The organism is bacterium (genome assembly GCA_036524115.1).
GTDB lineage: Bacteria > JAUVQV01 > JAUVQV01 > JAUVQV01 > DATDCY01 > DATDCY01.
The window spans coordinates 1-18744 of sequence record DATDCY010000124.1; the positions used below are offsets into that span (position 1 = coordinate 1).

The following is an 18744-nucleotide window of genomic DNA, read 5'->3' on the forward strand; positions in this document are numbered from 1 at the left end:
CGGCCGTGGCGGCGCCCGCGCAGAGAGCGAGGGCGGTCGACAACCCTGCGACCACGGCGGCGCGTCGGCAAACGATCATCGTGCACCCCGGCTGTATTTCCGGGAGGGATTCTCGGCGTCCCGGCGCCACCTGTCAACAAGCTTGGCCGGCGGCTGAAGCGGGTACAATAGGCCATGCCGTCGGACACCCCGATCCTCAACGGCACCACGGTCTTCGAACGGCCAGTTCGGCCGGGACCCGGGGGGCGCCGATTGACGACGGCCGGCGCCACGGATGGCGGGACGGAAACGAGAGACGAAACGGAGCGACATGGAGCGGCGCGAAGAACCCGCGGCGGGGGAGGGAGGGTCCGGCGGGGACACCCGCTGGGATGACCCGGAAAGGCTCAAGACGATCCTGGACGCCGTCGGCGCCTGCATCTTCGTCAAGGACGCCGGGCGCCGGTATGTCTACGCCAATCGCGCCGCGCGCGAGCTGTTCGGCGCGCGGGCGCAGGGCATCACCGGCGCGTTCGACGACGAGATCTTCCCGCCGCCGGCGGCCGCCGCAATCCGGGACGGCGACCTCGCCGTCCTCGGACGCGGGGAGACGGTGTCCGGGGAGGAGACGCTCGCGGTGGGCGCCGGCGAACAGCCGCGTACGTGGTGGACGGTCAAATTCCCCCTGCGCGAGCCCGACGGGCAGATCAGCGGCCTGTGCGGTGTCTCGACGGAGATCACGCAGCTGCGCCGCGTCGAGCGGTCGCTGCAGCTCAGCGAGGAGCGATTCCGCAAGGTCTTCGAGACCAGCCCGGAGTCGATCGGCATCAACCGCCTTGGCGACGGGCTGTACGTCGCGGTGAACCCCGGCTTCACCCGGACCACCGGCTTCGCGGAGGCCGAGGTGCTCGGCACAACCCCGCTCGACCTGGGACTCTGGGTGGACCCCGGCGACCGCGAGCGCCTGCTGGCGGCGCTGCGGGCCAGCGGCGAGGTGCGGGACCTCGAGGCGCGCTTCCGCATGAAGGATCGCAGCGTGCGCGAGGGCCTGATGTCGGCCTCGCTCATCACGATCGACGGCGTCCCGCACGTGGTGAGCGTGACCCGCGACGTCACCGACCGCAAGCTCGCCGAGGCGCACCTGCGCGAGAGCGAGCTGCGCTACCGCGAGCTGGCGGAGTCCCTGCCGCTGACCGTCTTCGAATTCGACCGGCAGGGACGCTTCACGTACGTCAACCGCGCGGGCCTCGAAATCTTCGGCTACACCCGCGAGGACATCGAGCGCGGGCTGAACGTGCTCGAGGGGATCGTCGCCGAGGATCGGGAGCGCGCCGGCGCGGCCGTGGCCCGCCGGCTGGCCGGGAACCCGGACAGCCTCCAGGAGTACGGGGCGCTGCGCAAGGACGGGACCAGCTTCCCGATGACGATCGACTCCGCCGTCGTCTACCGGGACGGGCAGCCGGCGGGACTGCGCGGCGTGCTCAGCGACCTGACCTTGCGCAAGCAGGTGCAGGAGCACGCCCTGACGGCGGCCAAGCTGGCGTCGGTCGGGACGCTCGCCGGCGGGATTGCGCATGACTTCAACAATCTCCTGCAGGGCGTGAGCGGGTCGATCTCGCTCGCCCTCCACGCGCTGGATCGCCCCGAGGAGGCGCGGGCGCTGCTCGAACAGGCCGAGACCGCGCTGCACCGCTCCGTGAGCCTGACGAATCAGCTCCTGGCCTTCGCCAAGGGCGGCCAGCCGGTGAAGAAGGTGGTGGCGCCGGGGCCCCTGGTCGAGGCCGCGGCGAGGTTCGCGCTGAGCGGCTCGAGCATCGCCTGCGAGTTCTTCGTCGGGCCCGAGGTGCGCGCCGTGGAGGTTGACGAGGGGCAGATCGCACAGGCCGTTCACAACCTGGTCCTCAACGCCCTCCAGGCCATGCCCGAGGGAGGGCGCATCACGATCGCCGTGCGCAACGCGCCCGCGGCGGAGCTCCTCGCCGCCGGCATCCCGGGCGCGGCCGACTTCGTGGAGATTTCGGTCCGCGACGAGGGCCGCGGGATACCGCCGGAGCACCTCGGGAGGATCTTCGACCCCTACTTCAGCACGAAGGAGGCCGGCAGCGGCCTCGGTCTGGCGTCCACCCACGCGATCGTGGTGGGCCACGGCGGCGAGATCCGCGTTTCGTCGAAGGTCGGACGAGGCTCGGTCTTCTCCGTCTACCTGCCTGCCTCGGCGAGTGTGCCCGAGGCGCGCGTGCCCGAGCCGCGCGCCGCCGCGGGCGCCGGCAGGCGGGTCCTGCTCATGGACGACGATCCGCTGCTCCAGCGGGTCGCCGCCTCGATGCTCCGGCGCCTGGGACACGAGGTCGAGATCGCCCCGGACGGCGGCGAGGCCGTCGCGCTCTTCCAGCAGGCGCGCGCCGCTGGAGCGCCGTTCGATCTGGTGATCCTGGACCTGACGGTCCGCGGCGGCATGGGCGGGAAGGAGGCGTTGCGCCGGCTGCAGGAGATCGAGCCCTCCGTGCGGGCGATCGTGTCCAGCGGCTACTCGGAGGACGCGGCGATCGCCTCGTATCAGGAGCACGGGTTCCGGGCAGCGCTGCGCAAGCCATACCGGGTCGCGGACCTCGAGGGTGCGCTCGAGCGGGCGCTCGGCTGAGGGTGATCGGGGTCCGCGCCCAAGGCCGGAAGGTCGCCGTCCGCGTGATCAGTCAGTTCGGCGACGAGTGCAGGAAGGCCCTGGATCTCTCGCCTTGACATCTTGATGTGCGAGCGCTACATTTTGATGTATGAAGCGCACAACCCTGGCTCTGGACGATGATCTATTGCAGAAGCTGCGCCTGCGCGCCGCCCGGGAGGGGCGCTCGATGCAGGCGGTCGCCAACGACCTGATCCGCCATTCCATTGAGATCGGGAACCGTCCCCGCGATCCGTACCGTCTCGATCTCAAGGGGTGGGAGGCGCAGACGCGTCCTGGCGTCGATCTCCTGGACCGGGACGCCCTCTTTGACCTCATGGACGGGCGCTGAAACGCGTGGTCGCGGTCGACACCAACGTCCTGGTCTTCGCGGAGATAGCGGGCAGCCCGAAGCATGCCCGGGCGCGTGAAGTCCTGACCTCGCTGGCGGAGGGTGTGACACCCTGGGCCCTCCCCTGGCCCTGCGTCTACGAGTTCCTGCGCGTCGTCACCCACCCGCGGGTGTTCTCGCCGCCGGTGCCGCTCGCGCGCGCCCTCGAAGATGTCGGGCACATCCTGGCATCGCCCTCGCTCGTGCTGCTGCGGGAGACAGAACGCCACCCCGAGATCATGCGGCAGGTGATCGCAGAGTCCGGCGCCGCGGGCAACCTGCTCCACGACGCGCACATCGCCGCGCTCTGCCGGGAGCACGGCGTCGGTGAGATCATCACCGGGGACCGTGACTTCAGCCGTTTCAGCGGGCTGAGCGTCACCGACCCCTTCTAGGCCGGAACGACCCGCCGCATGGCGATGGCCGAAGACGCTGCTGCGGCCCGGGCGCTGCTCGACATCCGCAACCTCACGCACCGCTTCGGCGGGCTGATCGCCGTCAACGAGTTCTCGCTCGCGGTCGCGCCCGGCGAGCTGGTCGGCGTGATCGGGCCGAACGGCGCGGGCAAGACCACGGTCTTCAACCTGATCTCCGGCGTCTACCGCGCCAGCTCGGGAAGCATCCGCTTCGACGGGCAGGAGCTGGTCGGCCGGGCGACCCACGAGATCTCGCGCCTCGGCATCGCGCGCACCTTCCAGAACATCCGGCTCTTCCGCGACGCGACGGTGCTCGACAACGTGCGGACCGCGCTCGACGCCACGGCGCGCTACGGCACCGCGGGGGCGCTGCTGCACGGCGGCGGGATGCGCCGGGAGGAGGAGCGCATCATCGCCGAGGCGCGCGAGCTGCTGGCGCTGCTCAAGCTCGAGCGCCTCGCCGGGGAGACCGCGGCGAGCCTGCCGTACGGTCTTCAGCGGCGGCTGGAGATCGCGCGGGCGCTGGCGCTGCGGCCGCGGCTGCTGCTGCTCGATGAGCCTGCGGCGGGGATGAACCCGAGCGAGATCGGCGGGCTGATGGAGCTGATCGCCTGGGTGCGCGAGCGCTTCTCGCTGACGATCCTGCTCATCGAGCACCAGATGCGGCTCGTGATGGGCATCTGCGAGCGCCTGACGGTGCTGGATTTCGGCGCCACGATCGCCGCCGGGACGCCCGCCCAGGTGCGCGCCCACCCGCGGGTGCTCGAGGCGTACCTCGGTGAGGAGGGCGCTTCCGGCGCGAGCGGCGTTGGCACCGGGGGAGGGCCGCCGTGAGCGCCGCTGACGTCCTGCTGTCGGTGCGCGGCCTGTCCGTCGCCTACGGCGGGATCAGCGCGGTGCGCGAGGTCTCGTTCGACGTGCGGCGCGGCGAGATCGTCACGCTCATCGGCGGCAACGGCGCCGGCAAGAGCTCGATCCTGCGGGCGATCTCGGGCGTGGTGCCGCGCGCCGGCGCGGTCGTCTACGACGGGACGGACCTCGCGCGCGTGCCGGCGCACCGCATCGTGGCGCTCGGGATCGCGCAGGTGCCGGAGGGGCGGGGGATCTTCGGCAACCTCTCCGTCGCGGAGAACCTGCGCCTCGCCACCTGGCAGCGGCGGTTCGGGAAGCAGCGCGACGGGCGGGGCATCGCCGCGGACCTCGAGCGCGTCTTCGCGATCTTCCCGCGCCTGCGCGAGCGCCTGCGCCAGATGGGCGGCACGCTCTCCGGCGGCGAGCAGCAGATGCTCGCGGTGGGGCGCGCGCTGATGTCGCGGCCCCGCCTGCTGCTGCTGGATGAGCCCTCGATGGGCCTCTCGCCGGTGCTCGTGCGCGAGATCTTCCGGGTGCTCGGCGAGATCAATGCGGCGGGCACGACGGTCCTGCTCGTCGAGCAGAACGCGAACCTCGCGCTGCACGCGGCGCACCGCGCGCACGTGCTCGAGACCGGCGCGATCGTCCGCAGCGGCACCGGCGTCGAGCTGTTGCACGACCCGGCGGTGCGGGCGGCATATCTGGGCGGATGACGGGGGGAGACAACCGGCGCACGGCGGCCCGATTGCTCCGCCTGGCGGCCGGGCCCGCCCTGATCGCGCTGCTCGTGCTGGCCGCGTTCCTCCCGGTCCTGGGCAACGGCTTCGTCTCCTACGACGACGAGGCGGGGATCGTCCGGCACCCGATCGTTTCCCGCGGTCTCTCGCCGCACGCCGTGGCCTGGGCCGCGCGTGCCACGGAGCAGGGGAACTGGATGCCGCTGACCCGCCTCTCGCACCTGGCGGACGTTTCGCTCTTCGGCATGCACCCGGGCGCGCACCATGGCGTGAGCCTGTTGATCCACGTGGCCACGGCCATCCTGCTCTGGGCCTTCCTGCGCCGGGCGACCGGCGCGCCCGGGGCGTCCCTGGCGGTCGCCCTGCTCTTCGCGCTCCACCCGCTGCGGGTCGAGTCGGTGGCCTGGGCGTCCGAGCGCAAGGACGTCCTCGCCGGCCTGTGCTGGATGCTGACGCTGCTGGCATGGACGGGTTACCTGCGCCGGCCGTCGGGCGCGCGCTACCTCGCGGTCGTCGCGGCCCACGCGCTGGGATTGATGTCCAAGGCGTCCGTGGTCACGCTGCCGGTCGTGCTCTTCCTGCTGGACTTCTGGCCGTTCGGCCGGCTGCGACCCCGGGTGCCGACGCCGGGCGCGCGGCCGCTCTCGTCCGCGGGCGCCATCTGGGGGACGGCGCGGCCGTGCGTGCTGGAAAAAGCGCCGCTGCTGGCCATGTCGGCCGCCGCCGCCATCGTCACCTACGTCGCGCAGCGCATGGGGGGGGCGGTGGACGTGGAAGGGATCGCCACGCCTGCCATCCGCGCCGCGTCCGCCGTATCCGCTGTCTGGGGCTATCTGGAGCGGCTGCTCTGGCCCGGGGATCTCTCGGTGCTCACCATGCACGTGGCTGGACACCGACCGCTGGCCGGCGCGATCTGGAGAGGCGCGGTGTTTGCCGCGGCCACCGCGGGAGCCGCGATGGCCTGGCGGAGATGGCCGTACCTGACCGTCGGCTGGCTCTGGTACCCGGTGGCGCTGCTCCCGATGAGCGGTCTGATCCAGGTCGGCGTGCAGGGCATGGCCGACCGCTACACCTACCTCCCGCTCATCGGGCCGGCGCTGGCGCTGGTCTGGAGCCTGCGACCGGCGGCCGCACGCCGTCCCGCGGCCGCCATCGCGGCCGCGGCCGCCGTGTCGCTGCTGCTGGCTGCCGCGACCTGGCGGCAGTGTCTCTATTGGCGGGACTCGGTGGCGCTGTTCGGGCGGGCAGTGGCGCTGAGCCCGGGCAACCTGCTGGCCCGGGCCAACCTGGGCCACGCGCTCACCGCGGCCGGCCGCCTCGCGGAGGCCGATGACCAGTACCGCGCCGTGCTGGAGACCTTTCCCGGCTACCCGCGGCTGCGCTACCTGCTGGCCGAGAACGCGCTGCGCCTCGGCGACCCGCGGACGGCGCTCGGCTGGCTCGACGAGGAGGCGCGCCTTCGTCCCGAGGACCCCGCAGCGCTGGGGGCGATCGCGGATCTGCTGGTGGAGCAGGGCAGGGAGGACGAGGCCGCGGCCATCCTGCGGGAACTGGTCTCGCGCTTCCCGGGCAGCGCCCCGGGCTGGAGCAACCTGGGAGCGCTGCTCGGCCGCGCGGGCCGGTTGGAGGAAGCCGCGGCCGCCTTCACGGAAGCCGCGCGGCTCGATCCGGGGCTCGCCGAGGCCCGCGAGGGTCTCCGCGAGGTCCAGCGGCTGCGCGCCGGCCCCGCGGGTGACGCCGGCAGTTTCTTGACTTCTCCCGGGAAGCAGGCACAATCCCCCCCTTCCCGGGGACGGGCAACGAAACAGACGAGGTGACACGATGGCGGTCGAAGCGAACAAGGTGATCTTCTCGATGGTCCGGGTCAGCCGGTTCCGCGACAAGCGGCCGGTGATCAAGGACATCTCGCTCGGCTTTTACTACGGCGCGAAGATCGGCGTGCTCGGCCTCAACGGGTCGGGCAAGAGCACGCTGCTGAAGATCATCGCCGGCGTGGACAAGGAGTACAACGGCGAGGTCGTGTCGACGCCCGGCATCACCTTCGGTCTGCTCGAGCAGGAGCCGCACCTCAAGCCCGGCACGACCGTGCGCCAGTGTGTCGAGGAAGGCGTGGCCGACACCGTCGCGCTGCTGCACGAGTTCAACGAGATCTCGGCGAAGTTCGCCGAGCCGATGGACGACGATGCGATGAACGCGCTCATCGAGCGCCAGGGCGTCGTCCAGGAGAAGATCGACGCCCGCAACGCCTGGGACCTGGACTCGCAGCTCGAGATGGCGATGGACGCGCTGCGCTGCCCCGAAGGCAGCACCCCCGTGGACACGCTCTCGGGCGGCGAGCGCCGCCGCGTCGCGCTCTGCCGGCTGCTGCTGCAGAAGCCGGACGTGCTGCTGCTCGACGAGCCGACCAACCACCTCGACGCCGAGACCGTCGCCTGGCTCGAGCACCACCTCCAGGCCTACGAGGGCACCGTCATCGCCGTCACGCACGACCGCTACTTTCTCGACAACGTCGCCGGCTGGATCCTCGAGCTGGACCGCGGCGAGGGGATCCCCTGGAAGGGCAACTACTCCTCGTGGCTCGAGCAGAAGGAGCAGCGCCTCGAGAAGGAGGCCAGGGCCGAGACCCAGCGCATGAAGACGCTCCAGCACGAGCTGGAGTGGATCCGCATGAGCCCGAAGGGGCGCCACGCCAAGGGCAAGGCGCGCATCACGGCGTACGAGCAGCTCCTCGGCCAGGAGGCGGAGAAGCGCGTCGACGAGCTGGAGATCTACATCCCCCCCGGCCCGCGGCTCGGCGACCTCGTCATCGAGGCGCAGGGGGTGCGCAAGGCCTTCGGCGAGAACCTGCTCATCGACAACCTGAGCTTCTCGCTGCCGCGCGGCGGCATCGTCGGCGTGATCGGCCCCAACGGCGCCGGCAAGACGACGCTCTTCCGCATGATCACCGGGCAGGAGCAGCCGGACGCGGGGACGATCCGCCTCGGGGACACCGTCAAGCTGGCGTACGTGGACCAGTCGCGCGACATCCTCGACCCCTCGCGCACGCTCTGGGAGGTCATCGCCGACGGCCAGGACACGATCCAGCTCGGCAAGCGCAGCGTGAACGCCCGCGCCTACGCGGCGCGCTTCAACTTCTCCGGCGCCGACCAGCAGAAGCGCGTCAACGAGCTCTCGGGGGGCGAGCGCAACCGGGTGCACCTGGCGCGCATCCTCAAGGCCGGTGCGAACGTGCTGCTGCTCGACGAGCCGACCAACGACCTGGACGTCAACACGCTGCGCGCGCTGGAAGAGGCGCTCGAGAGCTTCGCCGGCTGCGCGGTGGTCATCAGCCACGACCGCTGGTTCCTCGACCGCATCGCGACGCACATGCTCGCCTTCGAAGGCGACAGCCAGGTGGTGTACTTCGACGGCAACTACTCGGAGTACGAGGCGGACCGCAAGAAGCGCCTCGGCGCCGCCGCCGAGACCCCGCACCGCATCAAGTACCGCAAGCTGACGCGCTGACCGCGGCGTGGCCGCGGCGCCGCGTGAGGAGGGAGGACGATGGACCCGTCGGCGGAGATCCTGCTGTTCGCCCTGGAGAAGTGCCCGCTCGGCGTCCTGGTGTTCCGCGCGGACCTGCGCGTTGCCTACTGCAACGCCCGGGCGGCCAGGTTCCTCGAGCACCACGCGCTGCCGGCCGAAGTCCAGGTGATCTGCCGGAACATGTTCCGGGCGCTCGCCGACGGCTCGTTCGCGGAGCGGTTCCCCGGCCAGGTCTGCCTCTCGCGGGAGATCGGCCAGGCGGCGCGCCGCTGGATGTTCCGGTTCACCCACCGTCCGGGGCCGCCGCCGCTGGTCTGCGTCTACCTGTTCGAGATCACGGCGTCGAGCCAGATCGACCTCAACGTCGCGCGGCAGGATTACCGGCTGACCCGGCGCGAAGCCGACCTCGTCCAGCACGTCCTCGACGGCGAGAAGAACCAGGACATCGCCGCCGAGCTGGGGATCAGCGAGCAGACCGTGAAGGACCACCTGAGCAGCGTCTACGAGAAGGTCGGCGTGAAGAACCGTGTCGCGCTCGTGCGCCTGCTCATGACCTCCTGCCATCGCTAGGCGGGATATCCGACCAAAGTAGGATGGAATAATTCTCCAGAACCGCTATCATCTCCTTCAGGGTACGGCGCGGCGCCCGCGCGGGGCGGACGGCGCGACCAGGCCGAAGGCAGTCGAAGGGGAGACGATGAGCGCGAAGAAGAACTGCTGGGAAGTGCATCAGTGCGGGCGGGAAATCGGCGGCGTCCACGTTCGTCATCTGGGCATCTGCCCGGCGGCGACCAACCGCAACCTGGACGGGGTGCACGGGGGCAAGAACGCGGGCCGGTCGTGCTGGGTCGTGGCCGGGACGCTCTGCGGCGGCGCGGTCCAGGCGGCCTTCGCCAACAAGTTCAAGAACTGCCAGGAGTGCGACTTCTACAAGAGCGTGCAGCGGGAGGAGTCCGGCAGGTTCCAGATGTCGATCGTGCTCCTGAACAGGCTGCGGGAGGTCCAGGTCTAGCGCGGGCTGTGCCCGCATGCGGTGGGGCCCGGCGCGGGGAGTCCTAGCGCGCGCCGGCGAGGACCGTGATCTCCACCCGGCGGCTGCGCGGGCCGTCGAACTCGCAGAACCAGACCGCCTGCCACGTGCCGAGCCGCAGGTCGCCGCCGCGCACGGCGATCGTGCGCTCGCAGCCCACGAGCGAGGACTTGAGGTGGGCGTCGCTGTTGCCCTCGCCGTGGCGGAAGGGCCAGCGCTCGTCGACCACGCGGCCGAGCCCCATCAGCAGGTCCGCGGGGACGTCGGGGTCCGCGTTCTCGTTCACGGTGATCCCGGCGGTGGTGTGCGGGCACCAGACGAGGCAGAGCCCGTCGCGCACCCCGGAGGCGCGCACCGCCCGCCGCACCTCCGCCGTGATGTCCACGAGCTGGCAGCGCGCGCTCGTCTTCACGGCGATGTCCATCGCACCCCTCCTCCGTCCGCGCGGCGGTCGGCCTTGCGGCCGCCGTTCTGGCCCCGCGCGGGCGCCATGGTAGCAGGAAGCCGCCCGGACGCGGTATGATCCCCCCGTCACCCTCGGAGGATCGCCACGTGACGGACACCGGTGCGGACGACCGCCTCGCCGACAAGGCGGAAGCCGCCTCCGCCGGCCTTGTCGTCCAGTCCCTGGCCAAGGCCGACCGGGGCTTCACGATGTACCTGCCGAACAACCCGCTGCACGAGAGGTTCTTCGAGGAGTTCCGCCGTCGCGTGGACGAGCACCTCGGGAAGTACGGCGCGCTCGAGCTGGAGCTGACCCACCAGAGCCTGCTCTGCAACGGCGCGACGATCTACACGAGCCCGGAGCTGCGCGAGAACATCGCCTTCCGGATGTACGCCGACGGCATCCGCTCGCTGACCATCGAGGAGGGCGTCGAGCCGCGCGAGCTGCGGGCGCTCATCGAGGTCGTGGGGCGGTCGTCGCAGGAGGCGGACGAGGACGACATCGCCACGCGCCTCTGGTCCGCGGAGCTGCCCCACATCGCCTACACGCTTGCGGAGCTGCCGCCGGCGAGCGCCGAGGGGATCAAGGCGGTGGCCGCGCCGCCCCCCGCCGCCCAGGCAGGCGCGATCCGCCGCTACGCCGCCACGCTCGCCGCCGCGCCGCCGCCTCCCGCCGCGCCGTTGCCCCCGGCCCAGCAGATCTTCTCCCTCGGCGAGGAGGAACTGGCCGCGCTGCGGGCGCTCGTCGCGGCGGAGGAGGAGCGCACGCCGCTGGAGGACATGGGTCGCATCCTCCAGGCCATCCTGGTGGCGGAGCAGGACCCGGCGGTTCTCGGGGAGTTCCTCGACATCGTGGCGCACCTCTGCGGCGACCTGCTGCTCACCGCCCGCACCGCCGAGACCACCGCCCTGCTCCGCGTGCTCGTCGCGGCGGCGGCCGCCCCCGGCGTGCCGGCAGAGCGGGCGGCGCGGATCGAGGAGACCCGCGGGCGGGTGATCACGCCCGCCGTGACCGAGGGCTTCACGCGGCTGCTCTCCCGCGACGGCGGGGTGGACCTCGGGCAGCTGCGCGCGCTCGTCGTGGCGCTCGGCCGCCACGGGATCGAGCCATTCTGCCGCATGCTCGGCGACGCCCCCGGGAAGGAGGCGCGCAAGGTGCTCATCGAGGGCCTGGCCGAGACGGGCCGCGGTCTCCCCGAGCTGTTCCTGCCCTTCCTCGCGGATCCCCGCTGGTACCTCGTGCGCAACATGGTCTACATCCTGCGCCGCATCGGCGGGCCGGAGACGGCCCAGGCCATACGCCGCTGTGTCGGCCACCGCGACGCGCGGGTCCGCAAGGAGGTGCTGCTGTACTTCGAGGAGACCGCGGATGCGGCGGCCGAGTCCGTGATCCTCGCGTTCCTCGGCGACGAGGCGCCGTCGCTGCGCATTGCGGCCGCGCGTGGCCTGGCGCGCCGCGGCTCGCGCGCCGCCGCCGAGCGCCTGCTCGCGCTCGTCGGCACCCCGGCCTTCGGCGAGCGGGCGCTGGAGGAGCGCGAGGTCGTGTGGGAGGCGCTCGCGGCGCTCGCCCCCGCCCAGACACTGCCGCGGCTGCGGGAGATGCTGCTCAAGCGCCGCCTCTTCGGGCAGGCGAAGGAACTCGATGACACGGCCTGCGCCTGCGCCGGCCTGCGCCGCCTCGGCACGCCGGAGGCGATCGCGATCCTGCGCGAGGCGGCAGAAGCCAAGCGCGGCGAGGTCCGGGAGATCGTCGTCAAGGCGCTGCGTGCGCCGGCGCGGGGCGCGGGGGACACGGCCGCCCGGCGCACGGGCGGACCGCCGGAGGCCGGCCGTGGCTGAGCGCGTCGACGAGCAGCTCCTGCGTCTGGGCAAGCGGTTCGTCCGCGCGTTCTTCGTGCTCTACAAGACCGCCGGCCACTACGCCCCGGGACACCCGGCCCTCGCGCAGCCGCTGGCCGAGCTGGCCGCGCTCGTCGACGAGTTCGAGCGCCGGCGCGAGGAGGGGCTGCTCGCCTACCACGACGACACGTTGTACGTCGGCGAGCAGCGGCTCAAGCCCGACGCCGCCGGCTTTGACGCGTTCCTCGCCACGATGCGCGCGCTCAAGCGCTGCGGCATCGGCTCCGTCGCGTTCACGTCGAAGGCCGGTCCGGCGGAGATCGCGGCGTGGTTCGGCCTGCTGCGCGAGATCGAGGCGGCCCCCCCGGCGGACCCCTGCGGCGCGCTGCTCGCCCGCACGGTGGCTGCCGGCCTCGTGGGCATCGAGGTCGAACGCATGCCCGACCACGCGCCGGCCGCCTCGAAGGTGGAGACCGACGCCAAGGAGCGCGCGAAGGGGCTCTATGCGCAGACGATCGAGGTCGTCTCGGAGGTCATGGAGAACGTCAAGGTCGGCAAGGCCCTGCGGCTCAAGCGCGCCAAACGGGTCGTGCAGACGATGATCGACCAGCTGCTGTCGGCGGAGGCGAACCTGCTCGGCCTGACGAACCTGCGCTGCCACGACGAGTACACCTACAACCACTCGGTGAACGTCGGCATCCTCTCGATCGCGATCGGCCAGCGCGTCGGCCTCGGCAAGAACCGCCTCGTCGAGCTGGGGATGGCCGCCGTCTTCCACGACATCGGCAAGTCGTGCATCCCGCTCGCCATCCTCAACAAGCCGGGGGCCTTCGACGAGCAGGAGTGGGCTCTCGTGCGGCGCCACCCGGTCTACGGCGTCCGGGAGCTGCTGCGGCTCAAGGGGGCGGACGCGCTGACCGCGCGGATCATGCAGGGCGCGTTCGAGCACCACCTGAACCTCGATGGCTCGGGGTACCCGCGCCTGCCCCAGCCGCAGGGGGTGAGCCTCAGCGGGCGCATCGTCGCCATCGCGGACTGCTACGACGCGCTGACCTCCTCGCGCGTCTACCGGCGCGTCGCGGTGCCGCCGGAGGAGACGCTGCGCTACATCGTCAAGAACAGCGGGACGCTCTTCGACCCCGTGCTCGGGAAGCTCTTCGCCAACACGCTCGGCCTCTACCCGGCCGGGACGCTCTGCCAGCTCGCGAGCGGCGAGCTGGCCGTGGTCGCGCGCAGCAACCCCGACCCGGATCTCTGGGAGTCCCCCGCGGTGCTGGTCATCGCGACGCCGGACGGGACGCCGCTGGACGGCGAGCCCGTCGACCTCGCCGGGGCCGGCGCCGCCCGGCGCATCGTGCGCACGCTGGATGCGCGCGCGCACGGGATCGACGTCGCCCGCTACTTCGTCTGACCCTCACCCTCAGGCGCGGCGTCCCTGCCGGCCTGGTGACTCGTTCCGCACGTCATGTCCTTGAAATCCCCCCCTTCCCCCCTTTGCCAAAGGGGAGAGAGGGAACGTGACGATCTCCAGAACGAGTCGAGGGAGCTCAAAAGGGTCCAGGTGCAAGGAGGGCACGGTCCTCTGCTGCGCCGGCGTCGCGGGAGCGTCCGGGTGCGCCATGGCAAGGAAGCGAGGATGGGCGTGCCAAGGGACGGACAAGAACGGGTCGAGGAAGCTCAAAAGGGTCCAGATGCAAGGAGGGAGACGAAGCGAATGCTGAGGCGGGCTGGTGCCCGCCGCAGGCAGGCGCAAGGAGCCCGACGCCGCAGATGGGCCCTTTTCAGCTTCCGAGCAGACGGGCTAACCGTTCGCGGATGGCGGCGAGGCGGTAGGGCTTCGTGATGAAGTCGTCGCACCCCGCCTGGCGCGCCATCTGCTCGGAGTACTGGACCGTGCGGGCCGTCACCGCGGCGATCCTCGTGAAGCGCAGCCCGGGCGTCGTCTTGATCTTCCGGGCGGCGTCGTAGCCGTTCATCTTCGGCAGGTCGATGTCCATGACGATCAGGTCCGGCGCCTCGCGCACCGCGAGGTCCACGGCCTCCTGCCCGTCCTTCGCGTAGATCAGATCGTGGCCGCGTCCCTCGAGTGCCAGGGTCAGGATCCTGCGGCTGGTCTCCTCGTCGTCGACGATCAGGATCTTCTTGGCCATGCCCCCTCCCGCGGTGGTTGCGCTCCCCGGGCGGTCATCTTAGCACGCCGCCGCCGAGCACCTCGCGCAGCCGCCGGGCGATCTCCTCGGTCCCGAGGTCCCGCGGGAGCAGCAGGTCCCCGGGCGCGGCCAGGCCGCTCTGCATCAGCTGCGACGCCGGGTGGCTGGAGAGGAACACCACCCGCAACCCCGGCACCCGTGCCCGGGCGGCTGCGGCCACCTGGCGCACGCCCACGCTGCGCAGCGCACCATCGCACAGCAGCAGGTCGGGGCGGAAGCCGTCCGCCTCGAGCAGCAGCAGCGCCTCCTCCCCGCCGGCGGCGAACCGGACCCGGTAGCCGAGATCGGCGAGGCGGCCGCCGATGGCCCGCCGCGCCGTCGCGTCGTCCCCGACGAGCAGGATGGCCTCGGTGCCGCCCGGCACGGGCGACGCGTCGGCGGGCTGCGCCCCAGGGGCCGCCGGGAGGTAGACGAAGAAGGTCGATCCCGCCCCTGGCGCGCTCTCGACGCGCAGCGCGCCGCCATGCTGGGAGACAATCCCGTACGCGGTGGCCAGGCCGAGCCCCGTTCCCTGGCCGGGCTCCTTCGTCGTGAAGAAGGGGTCGAAGATCCGGGGCACGAGGTCGGGTTCCATGCCGACGCCCGTGTCGCGCACGCTGATCACCGCGTAGCGCCCGGGAGGCACGCCCGGATGCGCCGGCGCGTCCGCCTCCACGACCGCCGCGCCGGTCACGAACGAGAGGGTGCCGCCCCCGGGCATCGCGTCGCGGGCGTTGATCGCGAGGTTCAGGAGCACCTGACCGATCTGCGCCGAGTCCGCGACGACGGGCGGGGGCTCCTCGTCCGTGCGGCACCCGATCGCGATCGTCTTCGGCAGCACGTGCGCCAGCATCCCCCGGATCTCGGCGACCAGACGCGACGGCTCGACGGGGCGCATGCGCAGCTCCTGCCTGCGCCCGAACGCGAGGATCTGGTGCACGAGGTCCGAGCCGCGCTCGGCCGCGCCGATGACGTCATCGAGCTGCCGCCGCGCCGGATGTCCCTCCGCGAGCTGCTCGCTGGCGGCGTCGGTCAACCCGATCACGGCGAGCAGGATGTTGTTGAAGTCGTGGGCGATCCCGGAGGCGAGGGTCCCGATCGACTGCATCTTCTGCGCCTGCAGCAGCAGCGCCTGCAGCCGGTGGCGCTCCTGCTCGGCCTGGGAGAGGGAGGTCACGTCCTCGACGAAGACGAGCGCCTTGCGCCGGCCTTCCTCCTCGATCGGGATGCCGGTGAACCGGCCGACCACCAGCCGCCCGTCGCGGCTGCGGTAGCCGGCGGGGCCCACCGCGAAGGGCACGCCCTCGATCGCGCCCTGGACCTCCGTGGCGATGCCGGGCTCGAGGAACCCGGGGAACCCGTGGAGGTAGGCGCCGACGAACTCGTCCCGGGCGTACCCCGAGATCGCGACCATCGCGGGGTTGGCGAACTCCACGCGCAGGTCGTCGTCGACGATGAAGACCCCGAACGGGGCGCGCCCGAGGATGCGCTGCAGGCGGGCGGCCGCGTGGTTGAGCTCGTCCATCGCGAGCTTGCGCTCGGAGACGTCGTGGACCACGTGGGTGATGCCCCCGCCGCGGCGCGGCAGCGCCGTGATCTCGAGGTAGCGGCCGAGGTGCGGCTCGTCGAGGTCGACGGTCGTCGGCTGGCGCGTGCGCAGGGTCTCGCGGCCCGGGCAGCCGCCGATCGGCTCGGCGAGCCCGTGGAAGAGCTCGAAGCAGGGGCGCGGAGCGAGCGGGCGCTCGCCGAGGCCGAGCAGCCGGCGCGCCGCCGCGTTCGAGCGCACGACGCGGAAGTCCGCGTCGTGGATCGTGATCCCCTCGCGGATGCTGTCGAAGGTCTCCTGCCAGTCGTCGCGCGACTCGCGCAGCGCCCGCTCCATGACCTTGACGTCCGTGATGTCGCGCAGCGTCAGCACCGTGCCCCCCGCCTGCTCCAGGTCCGGGTGCACGGGCTCCGCCGTGGCGAGGAACCAGCGGTCCGTGAGGGCGTGGGCGATCTCCGCCGACACGCGCAGGCCCGTGCGCTGCTGCGCCTCCAGGGGCGCGAGCGCACCGGCGAGGCGGGCGCCCTGCAGCAGCTTGGCAATGCCGGTGCCCGGGACCTGGCGGTGCTCGAGGCGGGCGAGGCTGGCGGCGGCGCGGTTCGCGCGCACGACGAGGCCCTCGCCGTCGAGCATCAGGATCGCGTCGCCGACGGAGTCGAACGTGGCCCGCCACTGGGCCGCGGCGCGCACGAGCTCGTCGGTGCGCTCGGCCACCTGGTTCTCGAGGTGGCGCTCCTTGGCCGCGATGTCGTAGGCGAGGCCGAACTCGCGCACGAGCGAGATGCGGTGCAGGTGCCGCATGGCGACCATCACGGCGAGGATCGCGACGAGCAGGTAGTTCTGTGTGAAGAACTGCCTCGGGCCGGTCGGCCCGCCCCAGAGCAGCAGCGGCACCAGGAAGACGACGTAGATCACCCCGGCCACCAGCATCTGGAAGCGCGTGCTGGCCGGGATGAAGCCGAGGGCGACGATCGCTATCAGGATCATCCCGGAGAGGTAGGGCGAGTGGTGCCCGCCGTGGAGGAGGATCATGACCTCGATCGTGACCGCGGAGAGCGCGACGGCCGAGAGCAGGGAGACGCGCAGCACGGCCGGCGCCGTCGTCCGCGCCGCCACCTGCCGGAGCAGCAGCAGGCCGGCGGCGGCCGCGAGACGGTAGGCGAAGAAGCGGGGCGCCAGCTCCGGGGCGCTGATGAAGTCCAGCGGGGCGACGAGCAGGAAGAGCAGCGCGCCGGAGAAGGCGGCGCGGATGGTCCACTCGCGGAAGACGCGCTCGAGCTCGGCCTGGACGTAGGCCTCGCGGGCGGCCGCGGCCGCCGTCGAGGTCTCGCCGGGCTCCATGGCGCGCATGGTACCATGCGCCGACACGCTCGGAGCGGGCAACCGGGGAGGGGAAGCGATGGGCACGAGGGTCGTGCGGCAGTTCGCGCTGGCGGCAGCGGTCGCGGCGGCGGCAGCGATGTTCGCATCGGACACCCTGGCCGCGGTCGTGAAGGGCGTCACCTTCCCGGACTCGGTCGCGATCGGCGGCCGCGAATGCCGGCTCAACGGCGTCGGCGTGCGCACGAAGTTCATCGTCAGCGTCTACCTCGGCGCGCTGTACGTGGCGACGCCGACGGCGGACGGGGTCGCGGCGATCGCCGCCGACGAGCCCAAGCGCACGGTGCTGCACTTCGTGCACTCGAAGGTGGAGGCGGAGAAGATCCGCGAGGCCTGGCGCGAGGGCTTCGCCGCGAACGCCGGCGCCGCGCTGCCGCAGCTCAAGGAGCGGCTCGAGCGCTTCGCCGGCTGGTTCGACGAGGACCTGCACAAGGACGAGCGGATCGAGCTGACGTACGTCCCGGGGAAGGGGACCGAGGTCGCCGTCAAGGGGAAGGTGCGCGGGACGATCGAGGGCGCGGACTTCATGCGGGCGCTGTGGTCGGTGTGGCTCGGAGAGAAGCCGGTGGACGGCGGCCTGAAGGAAGGAATGCTCGCCGGCGCTCAGCGGTAGAGGTGGAAGGCCGCGGCGCGGGCCTCGAACGCGGCCAGCTCGCGCGACCACGCACGCTCCAGCGCGGCTGGCGGGCGCCCCGCATCCAACCCCGCGCGGATGCGCGCATCGCCCGTGAGCAGGTCGATCGGCAAGCGCTCGGTCTCGTACTCGTACGGCGGCTGGCGCCAGAGCTCGGCGCCGGGCCAGAGCCTCCGGATCTCGGCGAGCAGCGCGAGGGTCGTGCGGTAGGGGCGGAAGGTCGCGGCGTCCGTCACGTGGAGTTGCAGTCCGCCGCAGACCTTCCCGGCCCACTTCTGGAAGGTCGGCTGGAACCAGGCCTCGCGGAAGACGACGCCGGGGAGCCGGCGCCGCCGCAGCGCGGCGCACAGCGCCGGCGGGTCGATCCAGGGCGCGCCGCAGAACTCGAAGGGGCGCGTCGTGCCGCGGCCCTCGGAGAGGAGCGTCCCCTCGAGAAGCACCTGCCCCGGGTAGACGAGCGCCGTCTCCGGCGCCGGCATGTTCGGGCTCGGCGGCACCCACGGCAGGCCCGTCTCGCGAAAGAGCATGCGGCGGTGCCAGCCGCGCAGCGGCACCACGTCCAACTCCACGTCGATGCCGCCCTCCGCAACGAACAGGCGCGCCAGCTCACCCAGGGTGAGGCCGTGGCGCATCGGCAGCGGATGCGCACCGACGAACGAGAGCATCGCCGGCGTGAGCAGGTTCCCCTCGACCGCGCCGCCGATCGGATTGGGGCGGTCGAGGACGACGATGCGCTTGCCGAGGCGGGCGGCCTCCTCGAGGCAGTAGCGCAGCGTCGTGATGAAGGTGTAGACGCGGCAGCCCACGTCCTGGAGGTCCACGAGCAGCGCGTCGATGCCCGCGAGCATCTCCGCCGTCGGGCGGCGCACGTCGGCGTAGAGCGAGTACACCGGGATGCCGAGCGCCGGATCCCGCCCGTGCGCCGACTCCACCATGTTGTCCTGCTTCTCGCCGAAGACCCCGTGCTGCGGCGAGAAGAGCGCCGTGAGCCGCCGCCCCGCGGCGCGCGCGACCAGGTCGCGGGCGTGGCGGTAGCGCCGGTCGACCGAGGCCTGGTTGCAGAGCAGGCCGAGGCGCGCCCTGGCGAGCGGGCGCGGCGGCGCCGCGACGAAGGCCTCGAGGC

General features: G+C 72.2%; 16 protein-coding genes. 12 read left to right on the forward strand and 4 right to left on the reverse strand.

All coding sequences use genetic code 11. The features are described from left to right. Positions 1 to 310 precede the first annotated feature (310 nt). The 9 genes from VI078_05605 (at position 311) to VI078_05645 (ending at position 9571) form a co-directional block, all read left to right on the forward strand. The gene (locus VI078_05605; GenBank protein HEY5998763.1) at positions 311 to 2620 is read left to right on the forward strand and encodes a PAS domain S-box protein; all 2310 of its coding nucleotides are present in this window, start codon (positions 311 to 313) and stop codon (positions 2618 to 2620) included. A 130-nt stretch (positions 2621 to 2750) separates the two neighbouring features. After that, positions 2751 to 2990: a DUF2191 domain-containing protein gene (locus VI078_05610; protein ID HEY5998764.1), complete on the forward strand. Its 240-nt coding sequence runs from the start codon at positions 2751 to 2753 to the stop codon at positions 2988 to 2990. 5 nt (positions 2991 to 2995) lie between these two features. After that, the gene (locus VI078_05615) at positions 2996 to 3424 is read left to right on the forward strand and encodes a TA system VapC family ribonuclease toxin (protein ID HEY5998765.1); all 429 of its coding nucleotides are present in this window, start codon (positions 2996 to 2998) and stop codon (positions 3422 to 3424) included. Positions 3425 to 3448: 24 nt separating this feature from the next. Continuing rightward, positions 3449 to 4279, forward strand: coding sequence for an ABC transporter ATP-binding protein (locus tag VI078_05620; protein ID HEY5998766.1), 831 nt, complete (start codon positions 3449 to 3451; stop codon positions 4277 to 4279). Then, positions 4276 to 5010: an ABC transporter ATP-binding protein gene (locus VI078_05625; GenBank protein ID HEY5998767.1), complete on the forward strand. Its 735-nt coding sequence runs from the start codon at positions 4276 to 4278 to the stop codon at positions 5008 to 5010. Before VI078_05620 ends, VI078_05625 begins: the two co-directional genes overlap by 4 nt. A gap of 32 nt (positions 5011 to 5042) precedes the next feature. Further along, positions 5043 to 6851, forward strand: coding sequence for a tetratricopeptide repeat protein (locus VI078_05630; GenBank protein ID HEY5998768.1), 1809 nt, complete (start codon positions 5043 to 5045; stop codon positions 6849 to 6851). Positions 6852 to 6855: 4 nt separating this feature from the next. Beyond that, positions 6856 to 8538, forward strand: coding sequence for an energy-dependent translational throttle protein EttA (gene ettA / locus VI078_05635; GenBank protein ID HEY5998769.1), 1683 nt, complete (start codon positions 6856 to 6858; stop codon positions 8536 to 8538). 39 nt (positions 8539 to 8577) lie between these two features. Then, positions 8578 to 9129 carry a LuxR family transcriptional regulator gene (locus VI078_05640; GenBank protein HEY5998770.1) on the forward strand — a complete coding sequence of 184 codons (552 nt, stop codon included), beginning with the start codon at positions 8578 to 8580 and terminating at the stop codon, positions 9127 to 9129. Between the two features lie 127 nt (positions 9130 to 9256). Beyond that, a complete protein-coding gene (locus tag VI078_05645; GenBank protein HEY5998771.1) occupies positions 9257 to 9571 on the forward strand; it encodes a hypothetical protein in 315 nt (104 codons plus the stop codon). A 43-nt stretch (positions 9572 to 9614) separates the two neighbouring features. On the opposite strand, the gene VI078_05650 is transcribed toward VI078_05645, so the two are convergent. Beyond that, entirely contained in the window at positions 9615 to 10013 is a 399-nt protein-coding gene (locus VI078_05650) for a secondary thiamine-phosphate synthase enzyme YjbQ (GenBank protein HEY5998772.1), read from the reverse strand. Between the two features lie 128 nt (positions 10014 to 10141). Between VI078_05650 and VI078_05655 the strand changes: the two genes are divergently transcribed. Together VI078_05655 and VI078_05660 are read left to right on the forward strand one after the other, a co-directional pair. Beyond that, a complete protein-coding gene (locus VI078_05655; GenBank protein HEY5998773.1) occupies positions 10142 to 11872 on the forward strand; it encodes a HEAT repeat domain-containing protein in 1731 nt (576 codons plus the stop codon). Then, positions 11865 to 13283, forward strand: a complete 1419-nt coding sequence (locus VI078_05660; protein ID HEY5998774.1) for an HD-GYP domain-containing protein — start codon at positions 11865 to 11867, stop codon at positions 13281 to 13283. Before VI078_05655 ends, VI078_05660 begins: the two co-directional genes overlap by 8 nt. Positions 13284 to 13653: 370 nt before the next feature. Here VI078_05660 and VI078_05665 read toward each other — a convergent pair whose 3' ends face one another. After that, positions 13654 to 14022: a response regulator gene (locus tag VI078_05665; GenBank protein HEY5998775.1), complete on the reverse strand. Its 369-nt coding sequence runs from the start codon at positions 14020 to 14022 to the stop codon at positions 13654 to 13656. A gap of 34 nt (positions 14023 to 14056) precedes the next feature. Beyond that, positions 14057 to 16957, reverse strand: a complete 2901-nt coding sequence (locus VI078_05670) for a PAS domain-containing protein (GenBank protein HEY5998776.1) — start codon at positions 16955 to 16957, stop codon at positions 14057 to 14059. A gap of 49 nt (positions 16958 to 17006) precedes the next feature. Between VI078_05670 and VI078_05675 the strand changes: the two genes are divergently transcribed. After that, on the forward strand, positions 17007 to 17600 hold the full coding sequence (locus tag VI078_05675) for a chalcone isomerase family protein (protein HEY5998777.1): 594 nt from the start codon (positions 17007 to 17009) through the stop codon (positions 17598 to 17600). On the opposite strand, the gene VI078_05680 is transcribed toward VI078_05675, so the two are convergent. Next, positions 17591 to 18744: DUF1343 domain-containing protein (locus tag VI078_05680; GenBank protein ID HEY5998778.1), on the reverse strand; the 1154-nt coding region annotated here is incomplete at its 5' end. The two genes, VI078_05675 and VI078_05680, sit on opposite strands and share 10 nt — an antisense overlap.